General features: G+C 43.6%; 27 protein-coding genes and 2 tRNA genes. 7 read left to right on the forward strand and 22 right to left on the reverse strand.

Annotated elements, in window-relative coordinates; translation table 11 throughout:
* The first annotated feature begins 66 nt into the window (after nt 1-66).
* The 6 genes from V7Z69_RS01365 to rsmA all read left to right on the forward strand — a co-directional run bounded on the left by V7Z69_RS01365 (nt 67) and on the right by rsmA (nt 4,150).
* Entirely contained in the window at nt 67-639 is a 573-nt protein-coding gene (locus tag V7Z69_RS01365) for a 2-oxoacid:acceptor oxidoreductase family protein (RefSeq protein ID WP_014163265.1), read from the forward strand.
* The gene (locus V7Z69_RS01370; protein WP_014163266.1) at nt 636-923 is read left to right on the forward strand and encodes a 4Fe-4S binding protein; all 288 of its coding nucleotides are present in this window, start codon (nt 636-638) and stop codon (nt 921-923) included. The genes V7Z69_RS01365 and V7Z69_RS01370 overlap by 4 nt, the downstream gene beginning before the upstream one ends.
* A gap of 28 nt (nt 924-951) precedes the next feature.
* Entirely contained in the window at nt 952-2,118 is a 1,167-nt protein-coding gene (gene porA / locus V7Z69_RS01375) for a 2-ketoisovalerate ferredoxin oxidoreductase subunit alpha (protein WP_014163267.1), read from the forward strand.
* An 18-nt stretch (nt 2,119-2,136) separates the two neighbouring features.
* Nucleotides 2,137-3,078, forward strand: coding sequence for a thiamine pyrophosphate-dependent enzyme (locus V7Z69_RS01380; protein WP_014163268.1), 942 nt, complete (start codon nt 2,137-2,139; stop codon nt 3,076-3,078).
* Between the two features lie 82 nt (nt 3,079-3,160).
* Nucleotides 3,161-3,238 (forward strand) — tRNA-Pro (locus tag V7Z69_RS01385).
* Between the two features lie 84 nt (nt 3,239-3,322).
* Nucleotides 3,323-4,150 carry a 16S rRNA (adenine(1518)-N(6)/adenine(1519)-N(6))-dimethyltransferase RsmA gene (gene rsmA, locus V7Z69_RS01390; RefSeq protein WP_014163269.1) on the forward strand — a complete coding sequence of 276 codons (828 nt, stop codon included), beginning with the start codon at nt 3,323-3,325 and terminating at the stop codon, nt 4,148-4,150.
* 74 nt (nt 4,151-4,224) lie between these two features.
* Here the strand turns inward: rsmA and V7Z69_RS01395 are convergent, their stop codons facing one another.
* The 22 genes from V7Z69_RS01395 to selA form a co-directional block, all read right to left on the reverse strand.
* Nucleotides 4,225-4,500, reverse strand: a complete 276-nt coding sequence (locus tag V7Z69_RS01395) for an HU family DNA-binding protein (RefSeq protein ID WP_014163270.1) — start codon at nt 4,498-4,500, stop codon at nt 4,225-4,227.
* Nucleotides 4,501-4,592: 92 nt separating this feature from the next.
* On the reverse strand, nt 4,593-5,906 hold the full coding sequence (gene der / locus V7Z69_RS01400) for a ribosome biogenesis GTPase Der (protein ID WP_014163271.1): 1,314 nt from the start codon (nt 5,904-5,906) through the stop codon (nt 4,593-4,595).
* A 19-nt stretch (nt 5,907-5,925) separates the two neighbouring features.
* Complete coding sequence (locus tag V7Z69_RS01405) at nt 5,926-7,746, reverse strand: primosomal protein N' family DNA-binding protein (protein WP_334138218.1); 1,821 nt, start codon at nt 7,744-7,746, stop codon at nt 5,926-5,928.
* Complete coding sequence (gene coaBC / locus V7Z69_RS01410; protein WP_014163273.1) at nt 7,743-8,969, reverse strand: bifunctional phosphopantothenoylcysteine decarboxylase/phosphopantothenate--cysteine ligase CoaBC; 1,227 nt, start codon at nt 8,967-8,969, stop codon at nt 7,743-7,745. Before coaBC ends, V7Z69_RS01405 begins: the two co-directional genes overlap by 4 nt.
* Before the next feature lie 59 nt (nt 8,970-9,028).
* On the reverse strand, nt 9,029-9,232 hold the full coding sequence (locus V7Z69_RS01415; protein ID WP_014163274.1) for a DNA-directed RNA polymerase subunit omega: 204 nt from the start codon (nt 9,230-9,232) through the stop codon (nt 9,029-9,031).
* A 25-nt stretch (nt 9,233-9,257) separates the two neighbouring features.
* Complete coding sequence (gene gmk, locus V7Z69_RS01420; protein ID WP_014163275.1) at nt 9,258-9,839, reverse strand: guanylate kinase; 582 nt, start codon at nt 9,837-9,839, stop codon at nt 9,258-9,260.
* The gene (locus tag V7Z69_RS01425; RefSeq protein ID WP_014163276.1) at nt 9,829-10,089 is read right to left on the reverse strand and encodes a DUF370 domain-containing protein; all 261 of its coding nucleotides are present in this window, start codon (nt 10,087-10,089) and stop codon (nt 9,829-9,831) included. The genes gmk and V7Z69_RS01425 overlap by 11 nt, the downstream gene beginning before the upstream one ends.
* Before the next feature lie 6 nt (nt 10,090-10,095).
* Nucleotides 10,096-10,986, reverse strand: a complete 891-nt coding sequence (locus tag V7Z69_RS01430) for a YicC/YloC family endoribonuclease (RefSeq protein WP_052299881.1) — start codon at nt 10,984-10,986, stop codon at nt 10,096-10,098.
* Nucleotides 10,987-11,026: 40 nt separating this feature from the next.
* The gene (locus V7Z69_RS01435) at nt 11,027-11,677 is read right to left on the reverse strand and encodes a lysophospholipid acyltransferase family protein (protein ID WP_014163278.1); all 651 of its coding nucleotides are present in this window, start codon (nt 11,675-11,677) and stop codon (nt 11,027-11,029) included.
* A complete protein-coding gene (cmk, locus tag V7Z69_RS01440; protein ID WP_244406307.1) occupies nt 11,674-12,342 on the reverse strand; it encodes a (d)CMP kinase in 669 nt (222 codons plus the stop codon). Before cmk ends, V7Z69_RS01435 begins: the two co-directional genes overlap by 4 nt.
* A gap of 46 nt (nt 12,343-12,388) precedes the next feature.
* Entirely contained in the window at nt 12,389-13,156 is a 768-nt protein-coding gene (locus V7Z69_RS01445) for a pseudouridine synthase (RefSeq protein ID WP_334138172.1), read from the reverse strand.
* On the reverse strand, nt 13,107-13,691 hold the full coding sequence (gene scpB, locus V7Z69_RS01450) for an SMC-Scp complex subunit ScpB (protein WP_014163281.1): 585 nt from the start codon (nt 13,689-13,691) through the stop codon (nt 13,107-13,109). The genes V7Z69_RS01445 and scpB overlap by 50 nt, the downstream gene beginning before the upstream one ends.
* A complete protein-coding gene (locus V7Z69_RS01455) occupies nt 13,663-14,457 on the reverse strand; it encodes a segregation and condensation protein A (RefSeq protein ID WP_334138174.1) in 795 nt (264 codons plus the stop codon). Before V7Z69_RS01455 ends, scpB begins: the two co-directional genes overlap by 29 nt.
* A 24-nt stretch (nt 14,458-14,481) precedes the next feature.
* Entirely contained in the window at nt 14,482-15,474 is a 993-nt protein-coding gene (trpS, locus tag V7Z69_RS01460) for a tryptophan--tRNA ligase (protein ID WP_014163283.1), read from the reverse strand.
* A 53-nt stretch (nt 15,475-15,527) separates the two neighbouring features.
* Nucleotides 15,528-16,322 carry a Nif3-like dinuclear metal center hexameric protein gene (locus tag V7Z69_RS01465; RefSeq protein WP_334138175.1) on the reverse strand — a complete coding sequence of 265 codons (795 nt, stop codon included), beginning with the start codon at nt 16,320-16,322 and terminating at the stop codon, nt 15,528-15,530.
* Nucleotides 16,323-16,386: 64 nt separating this feature from the next.
* A tRNA-Ile gene (locus V7Z69_RS01470) sits at nt 16,387-16,462 on the reverse strand.
* Between the two features lie 10 nt (nt 16,463-16,472).
* Nucleotides 16,473-16,655, reverse strand: coding sequence for a ferredoxin (locus V7Z69_RS01475; protein WP_014163285.1), 183 nt, complete (start codon nt 16,653-16,655; stop codon nt 16,473-16,475).
* A 61-nt stretch (nt 16,656-16,716) separates the two neighbouring features.
* The gene (locus V7Z69_RS01480; protein ID WP_014163286.1) at nt 16,717-17,520 is read right to left on the reverse strand and encodes a phosphoribosyltransferase family protein; all 804 of its coding nucleotides are present in this window, start codon (nt 17,518-17,520) and stop codon (nt 16,717-16,719) included.
* Between the two features lie 5 nt (nt 17,521-17,525).
* Nucleotides 17,526-18,386, reverse strand: a complete 861-nt coding sequence (locus V7Z69_RS01485; RefSeq protein WP_334138176.1) for a 4-(cytidine 5'-diphospho)-2-C-methyl-D-erythritol kinase — start codon at nt 18,384-18,386, stop codon at nt 17,526-17,528.
* 60 nt (nt 18,387-18,446) lie between these two features.
* A complete protein-coding gene (locus V7Z69_RS01490; protein ID WP_014163288.1) occupies nt 18,447-18,698 on the reverse strand; it encodes a Veg family protein in 252 nt (83 codons plus the stop codon).
* Nucleotides 18,699-18,784: 86 nt separating this feature from the next.
* Nucleotides 18,785-20,722: a selenocysteine-specific translation elongation factor gene (gene selB / locus V7Z69_RS01495; RefSeq protein ID WP_014163289.1), complete on the reverse strand. Its 1,938-nt coding sequence runs from the start codon at nt 20,720-20,722 to the stop codon at nt 18,785-18,787.
* Complete coding sequence (gene selA / locus V7Z69_RS01500) at nt 20,709-22,109, reverse strand: L-seryl-tRNA(Sec) selenium transferase (RefSeq protein ID WP_014163290.1); 1,401 nt, start codon at nt 22,107-22,109, stop codon at nt 20,709-20,711. The genes selB and selA overlap by 14 nt, the downstream gene beginning before the upstream one ends.
* 135 nt (nt 22,110-22,244) lie before the next feature.
* On the opposite strand from selA, the gene yedF reads away from it, so the two are divergent.
* Nucleotides 22,245-22,847: a sulfurtransferase-like selenium metabolism protein YedF gene (yedF, locus tag V7Z69_RS01505; RefSeq protein ID WP_014163291.1), complete on the forward strand. Its 603-nt coding sequence runs from the start codon at nt 22,245-22,247 to the stop codon at nt 22,845-22,847.
* Nucleotides 22,848-22,852: the final 5 nt, after the last annotated feature.

Genomic DNA, 22,852 nt, shown 5'->3' on the forward strand with positions numbered 1-22,852 from the left:
ACTTTCTAAGCAGCAAAAGCGAAAACTGTGGGTATATTGCAGAAAACCCAAGGAGGCGATATGTAGATGTCAAAGGTTTTAGAAATAAGATGGCACGGTAGAGGCGGCCAAGGAGCAAAGACTGGCTCTGCCCTTCTGTCGGAAGTGCTGTTTGAGGCGGGCAAATACACCCAGGCCTTCCCCGAGTATGGAGCAGAGCGCCAAGGCGCACCAATGAAAGCGTATAACCGCATATCTGACGAAAAAATACGTGTCAGATCAGGGGTACTCAATCCTGACATAGTGGTAGTTATCGACCCCACATTGCTTGATGCATCAAACCCCACTGAAGGTGCAAAGGAAGATACTGTTTACGTAGTAAACACCCCCAAAAAACCCGAAGAAATAAAGCAAAAGCTTAAATTATCCGAAAAAAGCAAAGTCCTTACCGTTGATGCCACCAAGATCACCTTGGAAGAATTCGGGCAAAACAGACCAAACGCACCGATACTTGGAGCGTTGGCCAGGCTCTTTGAAGAAATACCCATCGATATGTTCCTGAACCATTTCAAACACAAAATGGCCAAACTACCAGAGAAGGTCCTCGAGGCTAATTTGAGAGCCATAAAAAGAGGTTACGAGGAGGTGCAAATAGGATGAAACTCAAAGGATGGAAAGATCTGCCTCCAGCAACAGTAGTCCCGGCCGCTACAGCTGAGCAGGTTGAAACAGGGCAATGGAGGAGCATTCGGCCCGTATGGGATGAAAGCAAGTGCATACACTGCCTCCAATGCTGGATCCAATGCCCTGACAGGTCGATAAAAGCAAACGAAGAAGGAAAAGTTACTGGCGTAGACTATTTCTACTGTAAGGGCTGCGGAGTCTGTGCAAAGGTCTGCCCCAAGGACGCCATCGAGATGCGTCCCGAATCAGACTTTATATAACGCAGCACAGAAAGGAAGTGAGTAAAAGATGGCACGTAAAGATATAACAAGTGGCAACTGGGCTGCAGCGGAGGCCATGAGACAAATAAACCCCGATGTCGTAGCCGCTTATCCAATTACACCATCCACAGATATACCCATGAAGTTCTCTGAGTTTGTAGCTGATGGCTTGGTGGACACCAATCTTGTAACTGTTGAAAGTGAACACTCAGCCATAAGCGCATGCTTGGCGGCTTCCATTTCAGGCGCAAGAGTAATGACCGCATCCAGCGCCAACGGCGTAGCACTAATGCATGAAATATTCCCAATTGCTGCTTCTTATAGAGCACCTATAGTCTTTGCATTAGTGAACAGAAGCATTGGGGCCCCCATAAACATCCACTGCGATCACAGCGACAGTATGGCTGAAAGAGACATGGGCTGGATACATCTCTACTGCGAGGATGCCCAGGAAGTTTATGACTCATTGATAATGGGTGTAAGAATTGCAGAGCACAAAGACGTACTTCTTCCCGTTTTCGTCTGCCAGGATGGATTCATAACAAGCCACTGCTTTGAGCCCATTGAGTTTCTTGAGGATGAAGAGGTTAAAAACTTCATCGGGGAAAGAGATCCTTTGTTCCCATTGCTTGACGTAGACAACCCTGTAGCCTACGGTTCTTTGGCCCTGACAGATTATTATTTCGAAATCAAGCGCCAGCAAATCGAAGCAATGAAAAACGTAAGAAAGGTATATGAAGAAGTATCAGAGGAGTTCTTCAAACTTACTGGACGGAAATACCCGGTCATAGAAGCATACAAGACGGAAGACGCGGAGTATGTAGCGGTCATAATGTCCTCCGCAACAGGCGCCGTAAAAGAAGCTGTCGACAAATTGAGGGCAGAAGGCCACAAGGTGGGGTGCTTGAGGGTCAGAATGTTCAGGCCTTTCCCGTGGCAGGATATAGCAGAAACCTTAAAAGGAAAGAAAGGCATAGCAGTTTTAGACCGGGCTGTGAGCATAGGAGCTGGCGCACCTCTGTTTACTGAAGTAAAAGGAGCCCTGTACGACAGTGGAACGCTAGTTCCCACCAACAGCTACGTTTATGGCCTAGGTGGAAGAGATTTCTTCGTCCATGATGCCGAAAAGGCGTTTATGGACATGATCAACGGCGATTTTAGCCCAGAGGAACGCTACCTCGGACTGAGGGAATAATCAGGAGGTGCTACAGCTATGGCTGTTAGACTAAAAGATTTCACTACCAAAGATACACCTATGACAAGGGGGCACAGAATGTGCCCTGGATGTGGAGCACCAACAGCAGTTCGCCAAGGCCTTTTGGCGGTAGATAAGCCGGTTGTTATTACCTGCGCCACGGGATGTTTGGAAGTCTCCACTACTATTTATCCATACAACGCTTGGAATGCTCCCTTCCTACATTGTGCTTTTGAGAACGCAGGCGCCAACATTTCTGGCATAGAGGCCGCTTATGTTGCATTGAAGAAAAAAGGCAAAATAAACAAGGATATAAAGTTTGTAGCATTTGGCGGAGACGGTGGAACTTACGATATTGGTCTTCAGGCTTTGTCTGGAGCAGCTGAGCGAGGACATGACTTCACCTATATTTGCTACAACAACCAGGCCTACATGAACACGGGAGCACAAAGAAGCAGCGCTACTCCAACAGGTGCTAGCTCCACCACTGCACCTGCAGGAAAGAAAATACCTGGCAAGGTACAACGCGCTAAGGATTTAACCGATATAATGGCTGCACATCATATTCCCTACGTAGCACAAACGACGTTGCACAACCCTCAAGATGTGATCGAAAAAGTCAAAAAAGCTATAGAAACTCCTGGACCATCTTTCGTGAACATATTGGTTCCCTGCGTCCTCTTCTGGAGGATAGAGCCAGCCATGCAGAGAGATATTTGCAAACTAGCAGCCGACACGAGGATATGGCCAATCTATGAGGTAATAAACGGAGAGTGGAAGCTATCATACAAGCCAAGAAGCTTTGTCCCCGTTGAGGAGTTCCTAAAGCCACAAGGAAGGTTCAGGCACCTGTTCAAGGGAGATGCATGGAAGCCTGTAGTGGAACAGCTTCAACAGGAAGTAGAAGAAAAATGGGCGTACGTTCTGGAGCGCTGCAAAGAAACTTGGGAACCCAAATAGGCATAAAAAGAAATCAAACGAAGATATTTTAAAGATAACTCTTGACCAACACCAAAAACAAGGATACAATACTCGTCGCTGACGGGACGTAGCGCAGTCTGGTAAGCGCACTTGACTGGGGGTCAAGGGGTCGGAGGTTCAAATCCTCTCGTCCCGACCAGAGACCAAAGCGGGAGATATTATATTTCTCCCGCTTTTTGTTTATGAACAAAAAACCTAAAGACTAAGAAACGGGAGACCACAGGTGAAAGAGAGAGTATGGAATCATAAGGCGAACACTAATATAGGACAAAACTTTCTAATCGATAAAAATATAGTACAAACTATATGTGAAGCATCCAACATAACATCAATGGACTCTATATTAGAGATTGGACCTGGAAAGGGCATTCTTACCACTGCACTTATACAATCTCCGGCAAAAAAGGTATATGCCATTGAGCTGGATGAAAGGCTTAAAGACATCTTATTACCCCTTGAAGAAAACAACGAGAAGCTCCAAATCTTCTGGAAAGACGCGTTAAAGTTCAATTACCGAGACATAGAACATCTAAGGCCTTATCCTAACAAACTTATAGCTAACATTCCTTATCACATTACTACCCCTCTTATCTGGAAGCTATTAGAAGATGCTGCTCCTATGGGATTGAACTTCATGATCCTTATGATACAAAAAGAGGTAGCAGAAAGATTGGCAGCAAGCGCTAATAGTAAAGATCGGTGTCCTCTAGGCATAACGCTAGAAAAAATGGGGCAGGTGTGCATACTGAAAAGGGTATCCCCAAATGTATTTCGCCCTAAACCTAAAGTGGATTCCGCAATAATAAAAATAGAGCTCATTGAACAGGATTTCCTAGCCCAAAATCCCACATGGAAAAAATTGCTGAAAGCCGCTTTCCATAAGAGACGAAAGACTCTGCTAAACAACTTAGTTTCAAGTAATCTTCTAACGAAAGAAACTGCATCCGCCATGATAGAAGAACTTGGAATGAAGCCTACAGTAAGAGCCGAAGAACTTTCGATTCAACAGTGGACGTCCTTGCACGAAAGAGCACGGAGATATTACCCTTGATTCTATCTCCGTGCTCTTATAAAGGTTGAACCTTATAGGCTTTTAAAAAATGCGCTTATGCGCCCATATAAATGCTATTGAACCTTATCCTTGAGAGCCTTTCCAGGCCTGAAAGCTGGAACCTTCTTACTTGGAATCTCAATGACCTTCGATGGGTCCTGGGGATTGCGCCCTGTCCTGGCTGCCCTGGTTCTAACCTCGAAGGTCCCAAATCCTACTAGCTGAACCTTATCTCCCTTGGCAAGAGCCTCTCCTATGGTTTCAAAAATTGTGTTCACCGCTTCCGCAGCCTGCTTTTTAGTGATTCCTGCGCTTTTTGCCACCGCACTTACCAGTTCCGTTTTTGTCACTCTTAGCCACTCCCCTCAATTTTGAATAAGAGCTTTTAACTAGTATTTATTATTAACATCACAGCTTGATTACGTCAAGCATACAGGAGGTTTTATCCTTTATTCCATGCGATTCTTATAGGTGTTCCTTCAAAATCATCCATCTTTCTTAAAATACGAACTATATATCTAGTAAACGATTGATTAACTATAGTCGGATCGTTTACAAAAAAGCAAAATTTTGGAGGATTTATTCCTATTTGCTTACACTTGCGAATTTCTAACCTCTTCCCCTTTGAGCTGCTCGGCAATCGTTCAAAGGCCAAAACGTCGTGAAGTAAGGCAAACAACTTGTCATCACTAAGGGTTCTTCCCCTATTCTCTTTCACCTTCAAAACTAAATCAGGTAGCTTGGATATACCTCTTCCTGTCTTTACAGATGTAAACAGTATAGGAGCGAAATCACAAAATGCCATCTCTTCTCGGATTTTCTTTATAACCCTGTCACCTATTTTATGGTCCTTGGGCATTTTATCCCACTTATTGACGACCAGGATGAGTCCTTTACCCCTCTCAATTACATGATTGGCTATTTTTTTATCTTGGTCCGTACAGATGGCTGAATCTTCCATCATTATCACAGCCACATCACATCTATCAACAGCTTGAAACGTGCGAACCGTCGAATAAAACTCCACTCTACTGTCCACTCTTGATTTACGTCGCAATCCCGCTGTATCTATGATCCTAAAGCTTACACCATTTATTTCGACAAGGGTGTCTATAGAGTCCCTGGTCGTACCAGGTATATCGCTGACTAATGATCTTTTTTCCTTGCACAAATAGTTCAAGAGGCTTGACTTTCCCACATTTGGCCTACCTACAAGTGCCAAGCTTATTACATCGTCGTTTGCTTCTTTTTCTTGCTGATCTGCTTCATCAGGCAAGAAGTCCCATATTTTGTCCATTAGCTCATCTATGTTCCTTCCGTGTTCGGCGCTAACTCCTATGACGTGATCAAATCCAAGAGCATAGAGTTCGTTTAGCCTGTCTTCGTGGACCGTGTCGTCAACCTTATTACCAACAACTATTATTGGCTTCCTCGTCTTGCGCATTTGAAGAGCTATTTCTTCGTCAAGAGGGGTAACACCTGCTTTGGTATCTAAAACCAACAACAACACATCGCTCTCTTCTACAGCGCACTTGACCTGCTCATATATGGAGCTATCAAAGTCTGCATCCTGCCCGGATACGCCACCAGTATCCACTACATAGAATTTTTTACCCTTCCACTCTGTTTCGGAATAAATCCTGTCTCTTGTAACCCCCGGTTGGTCATCAACTATTGCATGTCTCCGCCCAATTATGCGATTGAACAATGAAGATTTACCTACATTAGGTCTCCCCACTATTGTCACGATCGCCATTTACATCACCTGCTCTCTTTCAATCCATCCATACTCTTATTTTAGGATAACCTTTATAAGATCTTGAAACATGAAAGAAAGGAATCCAAGCCTCTCTTAACTGTTCCAATTGATATTCCTTCTTAGCTTTTATCCAAAACTTGCCCGTATCTGGCTCCGGATCCATGTACTCAATACCCAGCCTTATGGCTTCATTTAGCATCTTTGTCTTCGTTTCGGGTTTGCCATTTACCTCCAAAAGGTAGATCCACGGCGGAAGTTCAAGGTCTTTTCTTTCCTGCAACTCATTTTTCCAAAAAATGTTCCAACCTGCTTTCAGGCCCTTTTGCCAACCTCTACCTGGCTGTTTGCTTTGTAAAATTACCGTCCTTTCTTCAGCATGCTTCCCACACCAAAGGGAATCCCATAGCATTTTTATCGCTCTAAATCGAGCATCGTATAAAGGCCTTGCGTTCTCTATGTCGACATCAAGCCAACACACCAATTGAACAGGAATTTCATCACATACTTCTAATGCTTTTCTAGAACCAACTACTATTCCACCCTCTTTTTTGAGAGTAGATACTATCTTCTTTAAGGAAGACCTTTCCCTTTCAATTCCTCCATGCCAGAAGTGTATTTTATCAGAACTGCCCAAAAGAGATTTAGCAATATCCAAAGCGGCCTCGGCACCAGGCTTATCTCCGATGAGCATAGGTGCTCCACACCTGGGGCAAATTGTGGGTTTGTCTTGGGCTTCCTTGCAAAAAGGACATATCAAAGCTGACTTAGACTCTTCCCACCTCAATGGGGCACCACATTTTTTACACATAGGTTTGTGGTCACACTCGGAACATACAACAGCATTAGCATAACCCAATCTATCAAGGATCCATAAGGCCGCGCCTGCTTTATTAGTTACTTCTTGGGTTTTTTTCAGTATTAAGTCGCTAATAGCCAAGGGGAATGCAACACCTTTTACACCAAACTTCCGCGCTGCCTTCGTATCCACCATAATAAGCCTCTTGTCTGGCCTCTCATGGCACTCAGGTTCCGCCAATTTAAACACTCTAGAAGAAGGAAAGTTTCCACCTAGAATCAACTCGGCACCAGCCATCTGTGAGCGTATTCCTGCAAAAGTCCTTACGTGTAGATATGGATACCTTGCATTCATGTAGACGGGGTTACTTTCATCGTCAACTATGATCCTTCCGAGGTTTGGGAAGGGCAAAAACACAGCAACCCCAGTTCCTACTGCAAATTTGATCTCTCCTTGTCTAATTTGCTCCCATTTTTCCCATTTTTTCTTTGCATTACCTGGTAACCATAAGGTTCCCCTCTCCCTAAGCTTTCCTTCTAGGCTCTCCCAGAAAATTTCAGCCTTCCGTCTTTCGGGGAATATTATTATAGACGAAAGGCCATCTTGCAGCAGAGTTTGCTTATAAAACTGCATCCTTCTTTCATCAGGAACAATATAAGAGAAATTTAGACTTCTCCTTTTGGAGAAGTCTTTTCTGAAATCAACCTCTTTGACAGCCGTTCCTTTCAAGAACTGGGTTGGAAAGGCAACCTTAAACAACTCACCTGGTCCACAATAGAAAAATCTGGCAGCCTTGCCTATAGAATCTAGAAGCTCTTCTGGTATAGATGGTACGCTATCGACAACGCTTGCTATTTCTTTGATTTCAATTCTTTCTGAGTCAAATTTTTGTGCTTTTGCCTCCCATACTATACCTACCCTATGGCCTTTACCCAAAGGGACTATCACCCTTTGTCCCTTTCTTATTCCGGCTTTACCCTTGTACGTAAGAGGATGCCACCAGGGAGAGGGAAGAAAGACATCGCAAAAAACTTCCATCATTTGCTGCACAGGAATCTCTCGTATATGACATCCCATATCTTCTCTGCCACAATGCTTTTAGAAGTTGATATTTCCAATAAAGTCTCATCTGGTGTCAGTAAGGTTACACTGTTGGTATCGGACGCAAATCCAGCGTTGGGCGCTGTAATATCGTTAAGCACTATCATATCTAAATTCTTGTTTTTCAGCTTTTTCCTGGCATTTTCGATGGGTTCGTTAGTTTCAGCTGCAAAACCTACAATTATCTGCCCCTTTTTCTTTCTCTTACCTAGCTCCGCTGCTATATCCCTATTTGATATCAACTCAATAGAAAGAGTCTCTTTGCCTTCTCGCTTGATTTTTTGCAGCTGCTTCTCTTTAACTCGGTAATCACCAACTGCTGCCGCCTTAACGATAATATCTGCTTCTTCCGCCCTAGCCAGCGTAGCTTCACACATTTCTTCGGCAGATACCACAGGTACTACATCTACACCATGAGGATAAGGTTCCGCTACTGGACCACATATTACGGTTACATCTGCACCCCTATACCAGGCCTCCCTGGCGATTGCAAATCCCATCTTGCCCGAGCTGGGGTTTCCTATGTACCTCACTGGATCAATGTATTCATAAGTCGGTCCTGCCGTTACTAGCACCTTCTTACCAAGTAGATTTTTCACAGGGCACGCCGCTTTCAATATTTCGTCTACTATCACACCTATGGAAGGCAACCTTCCCTTGCCCTCATACCCACAAGCAAGTCTGCCCTTTTCTGGTTCTACCACTACGTAACCTAAATCTTTACATATCTCAACATTTTTTTGTGTAGCTTTGTTGTCCCACATATTACTGTTCATTGAAGGAAAAACAACTACCGGGGATTGGGAGGCAAGAACTGTCGCAGATACAAGACTCGAAGCGTCTCCATAAGCAAGTTTGTGTAACATTGAAGCAGAACAAGGAGCAATGGCTATAACATCCGCAGCACCTGAAAGGGTTATATGAGGTATCTCCCAACCCCTTTCATCAGAGAGAAAATCTTTCTCCAGGAACACTTTGTTCCCGGAGAGGACGGAAAACGTAAGAGGGGCCACAAAGCTCTCTGCTCCTTCTGTCATCATGACATGTACCTTCCACTCTTTTTTTACAAATTCTCTGACTATATCCGCAGCTTTATAAGCTGCAATTGCTCCCGTAATTCCTAAAATCAAGGTCTTTTTCTCTTTCCACGAAGCTACCTCCATTGGCTGCCCCTCCTCTCCCTGTCTGTTGATACCTACAAATTTATTTAAGCTCCGCCCTTTTAGTCTCTCTTTGAGGCAGGAAGGATATAATCTAGCTTACCCTTAACGAACTCATCCAAAGCTGCCAATACGGGGTTGGCCCATCCAGCTTCAAACAACCTGGCTCCCTTGTCTTCACTTATCTGCCTCGCTCTTTTGGCTACAACCATCGCTGCCAAATATTTGTTCATTTCCTTATTTTCGCTTTCACCTCGAGACATCATAGTCTGACTTTCCCCCTCTTTATGATTAATTCTTTCGCATTTTATTTTTTACGTTTTCAAATATTTTTTCCAGCTCTTCTACTGCCTTCTTTAGGTCATCATTAACGACTATGAAATCGTATTTCTTTGACTCCAGAATCTCTTTTTTTGCATTTTTGATCCTTTCTTCTAACTCTCTGTCATTTTCAGTTCCCCTGCGGTCTAGACGTTTAATCAACTCCTCCTCACTTGGAGGCATGATGAAAATGAGAACCGCTTCGGGCATCTTGTTCTTAACTTGAAGGGCCCCTTGAACATCGATTTCCAGCACTATATCATGCCCTTCATCCAATAGCTTGCGCACATCAGACTCCAAGGTTCCGTAGTAATTACCGTGAACTTTGGCCCACTCCAAAAACTTATTTTCCTTTACATAGTTCATAAAGGTTTCCATATCTATGAATCTATAATCTACTCCGTCCCGCTCACCTTCTCGAGGTTGTCTTGTAGTACAAGAAACCGAATATGTCAATCCCTCCATGCGTTTAAAAAGCTCTTTGCGCAAAGTCCCTTTGCCAACTCCACTGGGACCAGAAATGACGAAAAGGACGCCTCTTTTATTCTCCATCTTCCTTCCCTTCTCCTTCAAAGCGCATAGTTATCGTTTCAGGTTGGAGCGCTGACAAAACAACGTGATTGCTGTCGGTTATTATGATCGCTCGCGTTTTTCTGCCCTCTGTGGCATCTATCAGTCTTCCTTGAGATCTAGCCTCGTCCTTCAATCTTCTTATAGGGGCAGAATTGGGGTGAATTATCGAAACGATCCTATCTGCAACTACCATGTTTCCAAAACCTATGTGTAGCAATTTATTCTTCAAGGCTCATCACTCCACGTTCTGAATTTGTTCCCGCATACTCTCTATGGAAGCCTTAGCTTCGACTATTTCCCATCTTATATCCGAGTCACTTGCTTTTGAACCAATGGTATTAATTTCTCTATTGATCTCCTGGAGCAGAAAGTCTATTTTTTTGCCAGACACAAAGGCCTTTTCATATAAAAGTTCCCTTAATTTCTTCATATGACTATCCAACCGATCCAGCTCCTCAGAGATATCCCACTTGTCACTCAAGATGACTATCTCCTGGATTATTCTAGATTCGTCCGCCTCCACCCCCTGCTGAGCCAAAATAGTTTCAATCCTTTCTCTGAAGTCAGCAAGAGCTTTCTCTTTTACAAAATCCCACGTTCTGGCTATATTAACCAGCCTCTTCTCCAACTCTTGCACATATTTCAACACATCCCCTAAAAGATGGGAGCCTTCGACTTCCCGCATTTCATTCCAATTTACAAGGGCTGATTCGACCTGCCCAGTTAGTGCTTTAGCCACATCCTCAAATATTGTTTCTTTATTCTGTAAAGGGGGTTCCAAAACCCCAGGAAGCGTCAAAAGATGCTCTAGTCTTATATCACATCCCAAGGAGAACGTTTCGGATATTTCCTCTAGGTCCCTTATGTATCCTTCAAGGACATTTTTATTGATGGTTGGAACACTGTACTGTGCAGACCAGCGAACATCTAGTCTAACAGTTATTTTGCCTCTGCTTGAATTGGCTTTCACGATGGAGATTATCTGAGGTTCCAACCTCGCCAATTCTTTAGGTAGCCTAACAGATATTTCACTGTATCTATGATTGACACTGGAAACTTCGACTACTACAGTCCCCCAATCATAAACCACCTCAGATCTTCCAAAGCCTGTCATGCTGCGAAACAAAAAAATCGCCCCTTCCGTAGCCGAATCCAAAAAATAGGATCTAGCAAGTTTCTATTTCTTCCTTGAGAACTAAAAGCCTCCTAGCAAGCTCTTCGGTGATCATCTTTCTTAGCTCTTTAGCAGAAGCTGTTTTGTCCTTGAAATCCTCAAGATGTATGGCTTCTCCAAAATTGACGACTATCTTGCACGGCTTGTACATTTTGGCGTGTTTAGGCAGAGCGTTGAAACTTCCATGAACCCATACTGGGATAATAGGGGCATCCGTTTTAATAGACAGCATGGCTACCCCTTCCTCTAAGGGTTGCAGCTTTCCATCCAAAGATCGACTGCCTTCGGGAAAAACTAGCACGTTCTCTCCAGACTCCAAAAGACCTATCAACTGCTTTAGGGCCGAAGCTGCCCCTTGAGCATCTTCTCTCTTCGCTGGAATCGCACCTAGCCATCTAATCAGGGTACCAAGAATGGGGACCTTAAATAAGCTAGATTTAGCCAAATAACGCAGCTTCTTGGGGTAAGAACACCCTACGACAACAGGATCCAAGTTGCTGCAATGGTTAGCAGCAACGATGACAGGGCCCTCGGTTGCAAGGGCTCGTTTCAAACCTATCACAGTCAACCTGTTATATAAGGAAAGGACACCTCTGCAAAAAATCCATGCTGTCCAATACAAAAACTTATCGCCAAAACTCATCTGCAATCTCCTCTGGATTTAATAACATTTTCCGCTAACTCTACAACTCTTTCTGCTATTTGATCGGCAGTCAGATCCGTGCTATCTATTACAAACGCCCCATCAGGCACACGGAGGGGCGAATGTTTCCTTTTACTGTCCTCCTCATCCCTTTTCTTGAGCTGGACTTCTACTTCCTCTAAAGATAGGTCTCTCCCACTAGCTTTTATGTCGTTCCAGCGCCTTTTAGCCCTTTCCTTCAACTCCGCATTAAGGTAGATTTTGAGGATCGCCTCCGGGAAAACAACTGTTCCCATATCTCTGCCATCAGCAACTATGTTGCCTAACGATCCTAGTTTTCTCTGAATTTCCAACAGTTTCTCCCTCACCATACTCAGTTTTGCATAAGATGAGACTATCGTCTCTATTTCGACTGTCCTTATCTCTGCCGAAACGTCTCGCCCATCCAGGTATATTCTTTCCTTCTCAAAGTGTATATCCACGTTGGATAAAGCAGTTCTCATCTCGTCTGACTCAACTGGAGGAACTTTCTTGTCCCTAAGATACAAGGCGATAGCACGATATAAAGCTCCAGTATCCAAGTACTCATATCCTAAGGTATGAGCCACTTTCTTTGCTACAGTACTCTTTCCCGCTCCAGCTGGCCCGTCAATGGTTATAATCACAAATTTCCCCTCTTTTTCATTGCACATTCTCTCAGACCTTATCCTCCTATACAAATCCACCTGATCTTATAAGATACATCAGGTCCTTTAACGTAACTTCCTTGTAAGCCCCGGGAGAAAGCTCTTTCAGGATCATTTTACCTATGGCTCTTCTTATAAGCCTAATGACTTTAAGTTTAGCTTCCAAAGCCATGACCCTAATTTCTCTTTTTCTGCCCTCTCCCAAACGTATTTTAACCCAACGACCATACGGAGGCCTTTCCAATATGGTCACATCGATCGGAGCTACATGAAGGCCCTCCACTATGGCACCTCTTTTCAACCTCATGATATCTGAGTCGCGCAGAGGCCTATCCATCAAAACTTCATATGTTTTGACTATTCTACTACTAGGGTGTGTTAAATTGAAGGACAATTCCCCATCATTCGTCAAAATTAAAAGTCCCTCTGACATCTTATCCAGCCTTCCCACTGGAAATAGCCCTAAATCATTATACTTACCAGGCAAAAGAGAAAAAATAGTTGCATTATGCCTATCCTTAACCGCGCACACATACCCAGGAGGTTTATGGAAGACAAGGTACACAAAGTTTAAAGGCCTTACTCTATTTCCATCGACTTCAACACAATCATCACTATCAACCTTTACATGAAACGATTGCGCCAATTTGCCGTTTATCTTTACTCGCCCTGTCCTTATGAGCTCTTCAACACTTCGCCTTGATCCCAATCCGCAAAGGGCAAGATAACGGTTCAATCGAAGTTTATTGGCTTCCATGTCCATGTTTCTCTGTTCCCTCATTCTGTCCTTCATTGTCTTCGCTGGAATACATCTCCTGAATCTCATCTAGAGTAGGCAGGTCGCTTATGGCGCTTAAGCCAAATATTTCCAAGAACTTGTCAGTTGTTCTATACAAAAGAGGAGTGCCTGTGCCTTTCTTCCTTCCAGCAACCCTTATCAGCCCATTACTGAGTAAGGTTTCCAATACCTTATCACATCTTACTCCTCTTATTTCCTCTATTTCTGCCCTTGTGACAGGTTGACTGAAAGCCACTACAGCCAGCGTCTCCATGGCCGCCTTGCTAAGTTTAAGTCGACTATGAGTCTCCTTGTTGGAAAGGGCCTCTACTACTTCGGATAAATTTGGAGCCGTGAATATCTTCCAACCTCCCGACACTTTGCGAAGCCTCAAGCCATGAAACTTTTCATAATGGTCTGCAAGTTCCAAAATAGATTCTTTTATGGACTTTTGAGATACTCCTATAACTTCCGCCAATTTCTCTTCTGACAAGGGCTCAAAAGACACGAAGAGCAAAACTTCAATCGATTGGGCCACAATGGAAAGCACCGGGCTCCCTCCATATTATCAAGGTATCAAAGTGTCGTTCTTGGCTGATTTTTATCAACCCTAACCTGCACATCTCTAGTAACGCAAGCAACGTAATTATCACTTCTGCCTTACCTTTAGATTTTTCCACCAGCTCACCAAGTTCGGTTTTATGCCTCACCTTTAGTATTTCTTTTAACTCCTTGATTTTTCTTTCCACCTGCACCTCTTCTGGTACAGTTTCAAAAACAATAGGAGCGCTCGAGATAACGCTCTTATCTTTCTGTCGTTGACGGCTTATTCTATCTCTGTAAAGTCTGAACCACAAAACAGAAAGGGCATAAAGGTCTCCGACCAAGTATATCATCGGATCGTCGTTCAAGGGCTTGTCAAAAAACGGTCTACCATAGCACCTATCCTCTATCTCCTTTAGCTCCCACAAATATCTAGCAGCCAGTCTGTAAGGCTTGTACTGCCGCAAAACGTCATCCAACTCGATGTCTTCTAGCTTTTCCTCTTGTTCTGTTGTCTCTTCTTGGGTTTTCTTATCAGGGAATAAAGCTCTTATTTTCATTAAAAGTATTTTGGAAACAAGAATGAAAATCTGCGCCACTTTGCCCAAAGGTACATCCTTAATCTCCACAAGATACCTAGCGTAGATATCGATAAGATCACTGACTCTAATAGAGGAAGCTTGTATTTGTCTGTTCTCAACCAGGTGACAAAGAAGATCAAGGGGACCTGCAAAGTCCCCTATCTCAACTTGTAATATGTCTCTGCTGGACAAGTTGGTCCACTCCGATGTTTTTTATTATCTTTCCACAAAACCTATCGCTTCTACCACTTCGCTCATAGTCTTGGCCGCCACTTCTTTCGCGACCTTGGCCCCCTCACGCAAAATATCTGTTACCTCATCGCCATGTGTTTCGTAATAGGCCCTCCTTTGTTGAATTGGCTCGAGCAAAGTCATGACATGGCCATAGAGGGACTTTTTGCACTCTACACAGCCTATGCCCGCTGTACGGCAACCTTCCGCGAGGCTTTCTTTTTCCGCAGCATTTTTGTTAAATACTTTGTGTAGATCCCAAACCGGGCACTTGGCAGGATCTCCTGGGTCTTTTCTTCTCTCCCTTGCCGGGTCGGTCATCATGGTTCGAAGTTTCTCCCATATGACCTCCGGCTCATCAGCTATATCTATGGAATTTCCGTAAGATTTGCTCATTTTTCTCCCATCTGTTCCAGGGACTTTTGGGGTCTCTGTGAACAAACCTTCCGGTTCAGGGAAAATATCCCCATAGAAGTTATTGAACCTCCTAGCTATTTCCCTGGTAAGCTCCAAGTGTGCAGTCTGGTCTTCTCCAACCGGAACCGCTTCTCCTTTGTACAGCAATATATCAGCTGCCATCAATACAGGGTAGCCCAAAAAGGCATAGGTGCTCAGATCCTTGTTTTGGATGTTCAGTATTTGATCTTTATACGTGGGGTTCCTCTCCAACCATCCCAAAGGTGTAACCATGGACAGTGCCAAATGTAACTCCGTATGATATGGCACATGAGATTGAATAAAAATTGTAGCCTTTTCGGGATCCAGTCCGGCTGCAAGCCAATCCAGGAAAACCTCTTTGCAATTGGATTTTATTTTTGAACTATCTGCATAATCTGACATCAAGGCATGCCAGTCCACTATGCAGTAAAAACATTCATTATCATCCTGCAACTTGACCCAATTGGTCAATGCTCCAGCCAAATGCCCAAGGTGCAATCTGCCTGTAGGTCTCATACCGCTGAATATTCTCTTACCCATCTTTTTCACCTCTTAATATTATTGAGCATTATTATGAACGTGTTTACGTGCCTTTATATCAGTTTGCACTCTTCAAAGGAACCTGATATCAATACCACATCTAATCCCGTGGTTCCTTTTATTTTTTCTGCAAGAGCCTCCATAGTCAAGTCCTCCATCTGTGCGTGACTTACCTCTATCAAGGATAAGCCAGCCTCCAGGGCCTCTTGCACTTGATGATGTTTCAGCTCAGCTGTAACAAAAACACAAGCTCCAGCTTTAAGGGCCTCTTTCCACAAATCTCCGCCAGAACCTTCACATAAAGCCACCGTCGTCACTTTTGATGTACGTCCATAGTACTTGACCCAAGAGAATTTACCCTTTCTTTTAACATCTTCTGCAAAAGCCTCCAAATCCAAGGGAACTTCCAGTCTACCCAACACACCATCCCAAGATGGAGCTGGCAAGCCATGCCTTGCCAGCGAGATGGGCTCCACTTTTGCAAGTCCTAATTTGGAAGCCAAAAATCTATTTCCACCCTCAGGCGAAACGTCCCAGTTAGTGTGAGCTGCTATCACATTAATGCCAGTTTTTATAACCTTATCTATGATCTTACCCACATGAGATGAAAGGTCTATTTGCTTGATTGGATTAAATAATAAAGGGTGATGGGTAACTATACAATCGCATCTTTTCTCTACCGCTATTTCCAAACTTTTCATGTTAAGGTCCAGAGATACTGCTATTTTTTCAACCTTCTGCTCTGGAGAACCTATTATGAGGCCACAGTTGTCCCAATCATAGGCATAAACGAAAGGAGAAAAAGAATCTATGGCTTTCAGTACTTCTCCTATAGTTATGGAACTCATACTCTTACACCTCCTCTAATAACTGAAGCCACCCTCAGGGGGTGGCTTCAGCAACTCTCTATAGTGGTGGGCCCACCTGGACTCGAACCAGGAACCTTCCGGTTATGAGCCGGTGGCTCTGCCAATTGAGCTATGGGCCCTCCTTAGCTATTATTCGCTAACCTCAATGCAGCTGACCGGACAACTATCTGCAGCCTCTTGCGCACATTCCGCTCCTTCTGGTCGTATAACTTTTGCCTTACCAGCATCTTCGTTCAGCTCGAAGACCTCAGGGCATATCTGAGCGCAAACTCCGCATCCAATACACTCTTCCTCGTTTAGGTGAACTTTCACGGAGTCGGTCACCTCCTCCCGAGGGGCAATTCTAGCGCACGTTAGGCTTTTAGTCAAACCCCTATATTGATTTTTCTACAGAAATTTTTACGGCTCCGTCGCTTTCTTTTTCCATTCGCAGCAGAGCTTTGTAATTATCGACCGCTTTCTCTGCTGGTTCGGAAGAAACCATAAACACTCCAACGCCCACAGGAGTGGCTCCAAACTCCTTCGCTACAGCCATCATACCTGAGACGGTGCTTCCACCTCGCATGAAATCATCTATTATCAATACTCGACTTCCCCTAGGCAGGTTTCGAGTTCCCATGAACATAGTTCTTATCTCTCCTCTTGCAGCTTGATAGTGTACGGAAACTGCAGGACCATCACTTGCTCTGTTCCTAAATCTACACACAGCCAGTGGAAGACCCAAATGGAAGGCTGTAAAAATAGCAAGAGGTATCCCTTTAACCTCGGAAGTCATCACTATATCAGCCTCAGACTCAGAGAAATCAGAGGCAAGTATATGTCCCAATCTGGAAGCATATTTGGGGTTAAAAAGAACATCGCTATAGTAAACCAAGGATCCAGGAAGAAGTCTCCCCTGATCTTCCAACAAATTAGCTATTTCTTCCAACCATTCGTATCTTATATCTTGACGCAAGGAAGGCTTAAGAAAGGCTCCTCCGCCTCTTCCCTTGCTCACATTCACCCTGCCTATGCCTTCTTTTTCCAGAGAGGCATCTATCATGGAAATATCGTCGCTTATCACTGTCTTAGATACACCAAATTGTCTTGCCATGTTCGTCAACGAAACAGAATCGCTTGGGTTCAACAGAAATCCTGTTACGATTCTTATCAATCGCTCTATTCTCTCCGCTTTCATCCGCCTCACTCCATTACTATAATTGTCCCAATCTCATCGAACCCCTCGAGCTCTTCCGCAGACAAAAATGCGCTAGAAGGTTCTTTGAACAGGGCAAAACAACTGCTACCGCTGCCACTTATCCCCCAAGCAAGGGCTCCGTATCTCTCAAAACACTCAAAAAACAATTCGTAACCAGAATGGGCTTTAATAAGCATACTACTAAAATCATTTGGCAAAAGTCCTATTTTTTCACCCAAATTCAAGGCGCTCACCATATCCAATGCCTCCATACAGGCTTCTTCTTCCCTGCGTCCCTCATATTCAACTAATTCATCTATCAGCCTAAACGCCTCTTTAGTAGAACAGCTCCAACGAGGAACCAATATCAACTTAGCAAAAGTGTATTTAAAGTTGACATTTTCTACTATCACTTTTTCACCTATACCACCCACAATGGCACAATTATACCCACTCGCTAAAAAAGGCACATCTGCACCTATAGCTGTTTTTTCTTCAACTTTAGCCTTTTTGCCAGTTATACCCTCTATCCAGGATATGAGAGCTGCAGCGTTACCGCTTCCTGAACCTAGCCCCGCTCCTGGAGGAGTTGTCTTCCACAGCTTTATTTCAACGTTGGGTATGTTCCACCCCTTACCTCTGAATTCCCGCAAGACTTTCACAAGTATATTTTCATCATCAATTATCGTTGCTCCATAAGTTTCTACGCTATCACGCCTATCCCCCTGGGGTTTCTTCATTATGGTCATTTTTTCCCAATATGGCAGCCTGAGAAAGCAACTGCATAGGTTATGATAGCCATCCAACCTTCTGCTCAAGATCCTCAGGGTCAAATTCAACTTGGCAGGGCTAAACACAGTTAACACCCTAACACCTCCAAAAGAAAACCCCGGCTGAATGCCGGGGCAACAATGGATGCACAACCTCTAAAACTGCATTAACTGCTTCTTTTCTGGCAATATTTCCAATTCAACTTCTTTAGTAAGCAACTCTGCATAGCTAAATGACACAGTACCGTGTTGTGATTCCACATATAGGGTAAAAACGTGAGGATACGCCTCGGTTATCACACCCATCTTCTCCTCTGTCTTTCTTCTCCCTTTGAGCGCTTTATAGCGCACCTTGTGTCCTTTGTACAACTTGACCTTGTTTCTTATCGCTGAAAGACTCGGGCTCATATTAGTCACTCCATAAACCGCAAATTTATAAGAATTTTACCATATTATTCGTTAAATTGCAACCATTCCCACCCTTTTTAATTAAATTATGGTAAATCTCTTCTTTTCAATATTCTTTTATCTTGAACTCTCCTCGTTATACCTAATGAATCCAAAAGCTCCAATAAAGGTAGTATATATTTTCTGCTGCTTCCTGTAGCATCTCTTACAGACCCAACTGTGATATCTCCTAGACCATCAAGAAGATTTATGACTTTCCTCAATGTGTTGACGTCAACGACATATCCCCCAGATGCTATGAATATTTTATTGGTATCCTTCAGCATACTGAGCGCCCTATCTACTTGACTGTCTTTAAAAATCTTTTTTATTTCCTCTATAGTCGCCATGTTGACGCCCTGCTTCGCGCAAAACTCCATTATTTGAGCCCCAAGTTCGTTTATTTTGCCTTCTTTTACAGGTTCAAAATCAACAATGCTTACCTTCCCAGAGGTCTCTTTTAAGATTCCCTCTTCTATGAGCTTATCTGTAATTTTCCTCGCAGCCCTAAGAGGGAACCTTAAGCTTGTTCTCTGAAAGAGCAGTTCGTACGGCAAACCATTACTCTCTGGCTCCATCTCGTGGTATTCTTTCAATATTCTCACAATCTCATCTTTTAAGCCTTCATAAACCTCAATATCTAAAACTTCTATATCAGGTGCGTCCAGGGCAATCAAGCGCTTTTCCTTCGCTAACACATCTATCAGATTCTTAGTGTAGTCATGTTTTTGCTGCAGTTTTATGGACAAATTCCTTACTGTACTCCATTTATTCTTTTTCAAGTGAAGCAGAAGAAGCTCAGAAGGCAAGGTGCATGAATCAATCTTTGACATAAAATGGATATATTCACTCCTGCCTTTTTTACCCCTAGGCTTTTCACCATAAGGGTATAAGACCTTTCCTCCACCTATCGTCCTAAGGGGGCTGTAAAATCGAATAATAAATGGCTGTCTTTCTGTAGCTACTATTTCCTCTTCCGTTAGAAGTTGGGCATAGCATCTTTCTCCAGGCGACAAGCTGGTTCTATCTAAAAATGAAACCCTGGCAATTACATCCGACGTGCCCGTATGAAGTCTCACCCTTTGCCAGTGTCGCAAGGGGGTTTTATTCGAAGGTAAAAGCTCAAGGCTTACATCAAGACACCGGGTAGGCAAAAATATTTCCTTTTCGCATAGCACATCGCCACGGCTCAAGTCATCAACGGAGACGCCTGAAAGCCCTATGGCAACCCTTTGTCCTGCTATTGCCTTAGGAACCGATCTTTCATGGACTTGTATGGACTTTACCAAAGCTTCTCTCCCTAATGGCAGGACTTCCAGTTGCGTATTTTTATCTACTGTTCCTCGATAAGCAGTACCGGTGACAACGGTACCAACACCTTTTATTTGAAAAGCTCTATCTATGGGCAAGAAAAAAGCGCCCTCTGTACTTTTGGGTTTCACCCGATCTAACAAAGCCTGAATCTCCTTTAATAGAGCATCAAGCCCCTTACCAGAGATCGCGGAAACGCACAAAATAGGCTTACCTTCCAAAAAAGTTCCCCTTATTTCGTCTTTGATCTCTTCCAACGCTAACTCCAAGAGCTCTTCATCCACCAAGTCAGATTTAGTTACTACAACTATTCCTTCCTTTACCCCAAGAAGCTGCAGTATCTCAAGGTGTTCCTTTGTTTGAGCCTTAACTCCTTCATCGGCGGCAACTACAAAAATGACAGCATCAATTCCAGCAGCCCCTGCAACCATTTGCCTTATAAACTTTTCATGACCAGGAACATCAACGACACTTACAGTTCTGCCATCTGGTAACACTAAAGGAGCGAATCCAAGCTCAATGGTTATACCTCGTTTCTTCTCTTCCGCTAATCTATCGCAATCCACCCCCGTAAGGGCCTTTATGAGAGTGGTTTTACCATGATCTATATGCCCCGCTGTACCGAGTATTATCGGGAATTCAAAAACTTTATTTCTGCCTTCAGGAACGCTCATGGGCTACCTCCTTTAAACAATCAATAAGAAGTCCCTCTTCATTCCTCAGTATAGTACGAACGTGCAAAAGTACGAAACCACCCGCTGTCGTGGCAATAACAGGAGGCTTTTTCTTTCGCAACAGCTCCACCAATTCGCTATCTTTTATCTTGTTGGATTTTATACTGAGCGCATACCCTTTTAGCGTGTCCGCAGGGTAGGCGCCGCCACCTACTACGTCCTCAACCTCCACAACTTCTATATCAAAAAAGTCACCTGCAGCTCTTTTGAGCATCCTTTTCAACCTTAGAGCTTTTTTCTTGAGGGTATCGGCATCGGCACATAGCATAGCTATAGTGGGAATTTCATGGGCTCTGCCTTCTAAATATATCCTCAATGTAGCTTCCAGTGCCGCGAGGGTCATTTTATCAATTCTGAGAGCCCTATGAAGAGGATGTCTTTTTATTTTATCTATTAGCGGTTTTCTACCCACTATGCATCCCGCCTGAGGTCCTCCCAAAAGTTTATCTCCCGAAAAGGTTACAACATCCACGTTGGAGCGCACACAATTTGCCACAGTGGGTTCACCCTTCAGACCGCAGACACTCAAATCCACCAACACACCGCTTCCAAGGTCCTCCATAAACACGAGGTCATTTTCCTTTGCTACTTCCGCAAGCTCTTCTCTTGAGGGCACACTTTGGAATCCAATTATACGAAAATTAGAAGGATGGACCTTTAGAAGCATTTTCGTTCTTTCCGTTATTGCTTCCCTGTAATCCTTGATATGGGTCTTATTGGTGGTACCAACCTCTACCATTTCGACTCCAGATTGGGCCATTATCTCAGGAATTCTGAAAGAACCGCCAATTTCCACCAGTTCTCCTCTTGATATTATGGCTTGGCCACCTTGGGCAAGAGCCGAAAGACAAAGAAGCACCGCACCTGCGTTATTGTTAACTACAACTGCCCCATCGGCTCCAGTTAATTGGCACAGCAACCACTCCACATGGTCCAGCCTCTGACCCCTTTCCCCTTTTTCAAGATCATACTCCAGGTTACTATAACCTCTTGCGACCTCAGAGACCGCCTTTATGACCTCTTCCGAAAGACATGACCTGCCCAAGTTAGTATGTACAACAACTCCGGTGGCGTTTATGACCCTTCTCAAACTATTTCTTTTATATCTTTCAAGCCTCTTTATAACCTCTTTCTCAAGCTCTGGTACGTTAATCCCTTTCTTGGTTCCTTTAAGAATTTCTTTACGGTATTCGCCTATCACGTCAGCGAAAACAGATTTTACCGTATTTCTTCCCAATTTCTCCTCATATGGAGCAACCCACGACCTTGCAAGGAGTTCATCCATTGAAGGTATCTCTCTGAGAAGTTTGTTTATTTCAGGCTTCATATCTACATCCTCCTAACTAAATTACCTCTTGTGACCATTTCGATTTAATCAATCTGCGTCTTGTCACTTATACTATAATAAGTTTCCTCAAAAGCTATGTTTTATTATAAACTTTTTACGAAGGAGGCCGTAAAAATGAATATAATAGACGCAAGAAACAAGCCCTGCCCTAAACCAGTCATGATGGTAAAAAAAGCAGTGGAAGCAGGACATCATCCCATTCAAGTAATTCTCAACAGCGAAATTTCAGCCACGAACGTAAAGCGATTCATGGAAACGCAAGGTTTCAATATCATGGAGGAAAATAAAACCAACGAAGAGATAACGCTCACATTTACCAAAGACACCGACACCAAGCAAAGCTCTGCCCATGATGAGGTTCAAATAGAACTTTCAACTAAAGACACAGCCCTTCTCATAACCACAGCTCATCTAGGTAAAAACGATACCGACCTAGGAGAGGTTTTAATGAAGGGATTCTTGGGCACCATTGCAGAAATGACCACCCCTCCAAAGGTTATAGCACTTATGAACGAAGGGGTTCTGTTGGCATTGCCTGAATCCAGCACTTCCGAAAGCCTATCACAAATTGAAGATAAGGGCTGCCGCATCTTAGTATGCGGCACATGCACAAACCATTTTGGAGTCACAGAAAAAATCAAAGTGGGAACCATTTCCAACATGTACGAAATCACGGAACAAATATTGGAGGCCCAAAAAACCATCACCATATCTTAAACTGA

It is taken from the genome of Thermovirga lienii, from assembly GCF_036847465.1.
Classification (GTDB): Bacteria; Synergistota; Synergistia; order Synergistales; family Thermovirgaceae; genus Thermovirga; species Thermovirga lienii.

Coding starts and splice junctions, on each gene's coding strand:
- V7Z69_RS01405 (WP_334138218.1), bottom strand. CDS start 7,746: ATGATGGAAGTTTTTTGCGATGTCTTTCTTCCCTCTCCCTGGTGGCAT.
- porA (WP_014163267.1), top strand. CDS start 952: ATGGCACGTAAAGATATAACAAGTGGCAACTGGGCTGCAGCGGAGGCC.
- V7Z69_RS01370 (WP_014163266.1), top strand. CDS start 636: ATGAAACTCAAAGGATGGAAAGATCTGCCTCCAGCAACAGTAGTCCCG.
- V7Z69_RS01435 (WP_014163278.1), bottom strand. CDS start 11,677: ATGAGTTTTGGCGATAAGTTTTTGTATTGGACAGCATGGATTTTTTGC.
- V7Z69_RS01465 (WP_334138175.1), bottom strand. CDS start 16,322: ATGAGTTCCATAACTATAGGAGAAGTACTGAAAGCCATAGATTCTTTT.
- V7Z69_RS01415 (WP_014163274.1), bottom strand. CDS start 9,232: ATGATGTCTCGAGGTGAAAGCGAAAATAAGGAAATGAACAAATATTTG.
- selB (WP_014163289.1), bottom strand. CDS start 20,722: ATGAGCGTTCCTGAAGGCAGAAATAAAGTTTTTGAATTCCCGATAATA.
- V7Z69_RS01365 (WP_014163265.1), top strand. CDS start 67: ATGTCAAAGGTTTTAGAAATAAGATGGCACGGTAGAGGCGGCCAAGGA.
- V7Z69_RS01480 (WP_014163286.1), bottom strand. CDS start 17,520: ATGAAAGCGGAGAGAATAGAGCGATTGATAAGAATCGTAACAGGATTT.
- V7Z69_RS01380 (WP_014163268.1), top strand. CDS start 2,137: ATGGCTGTTAGACTAAAAGATTTCACTACCAAAGATACACCTATGACA.
- der (WP_014163271.1), bottom strand. CDS start 5,906: ATGGCGATCGTGACAATAGTGGGGAGACCTAATGTAGGTAAATCTTCA.
- coaBC (WP_014163273.1), bottom strand. CDS start 8,969: ATGGAGGTAGCTTCGTGGAAAGAGAAAAAGACCTTGATTTTAGGAATT.
- yedF (WP_014163291.1), top strand. CDS start 22,245: ATGAATATAATAGACGCAAGAAACAAGCCCTGCCCTAAACCAGTCATG.
- gmk (WP_014163275.1), bottom strand. CDS start 9,839: ATGGAGAATAAAAGAGGCGTCCTTTTCGTCATTTCTGGTCCCAGTGGA.
- V7Z69_RS01445 (WP_334138172.1), bottom strand. CDS start 13,156: ATGAAGGACAGAATGAGGGAACAGAGAAACATGGACATGGAAGCCAAT.
- trpS (WP_014163283.1), bottom strand. CDS start 15,474: ATGGGTAAGAGAATATTCAGCGGTATGAGACCTACAGGCAGATTGCAC.
- selA (WP_014163290.1), bottom strand. CDS start 22,109: ATGAAGCCTGAAATAAACAAACTTCTCAGAGAGATACCTTCAATGGAT.
- V7Z69_RS01490 (WP_014163288.1), bottom strand. CDS start 18,698: ATGAGCCCGAGTCTTTCAGCGATAAGAAACAAGGTCAAGTTGTACAAA.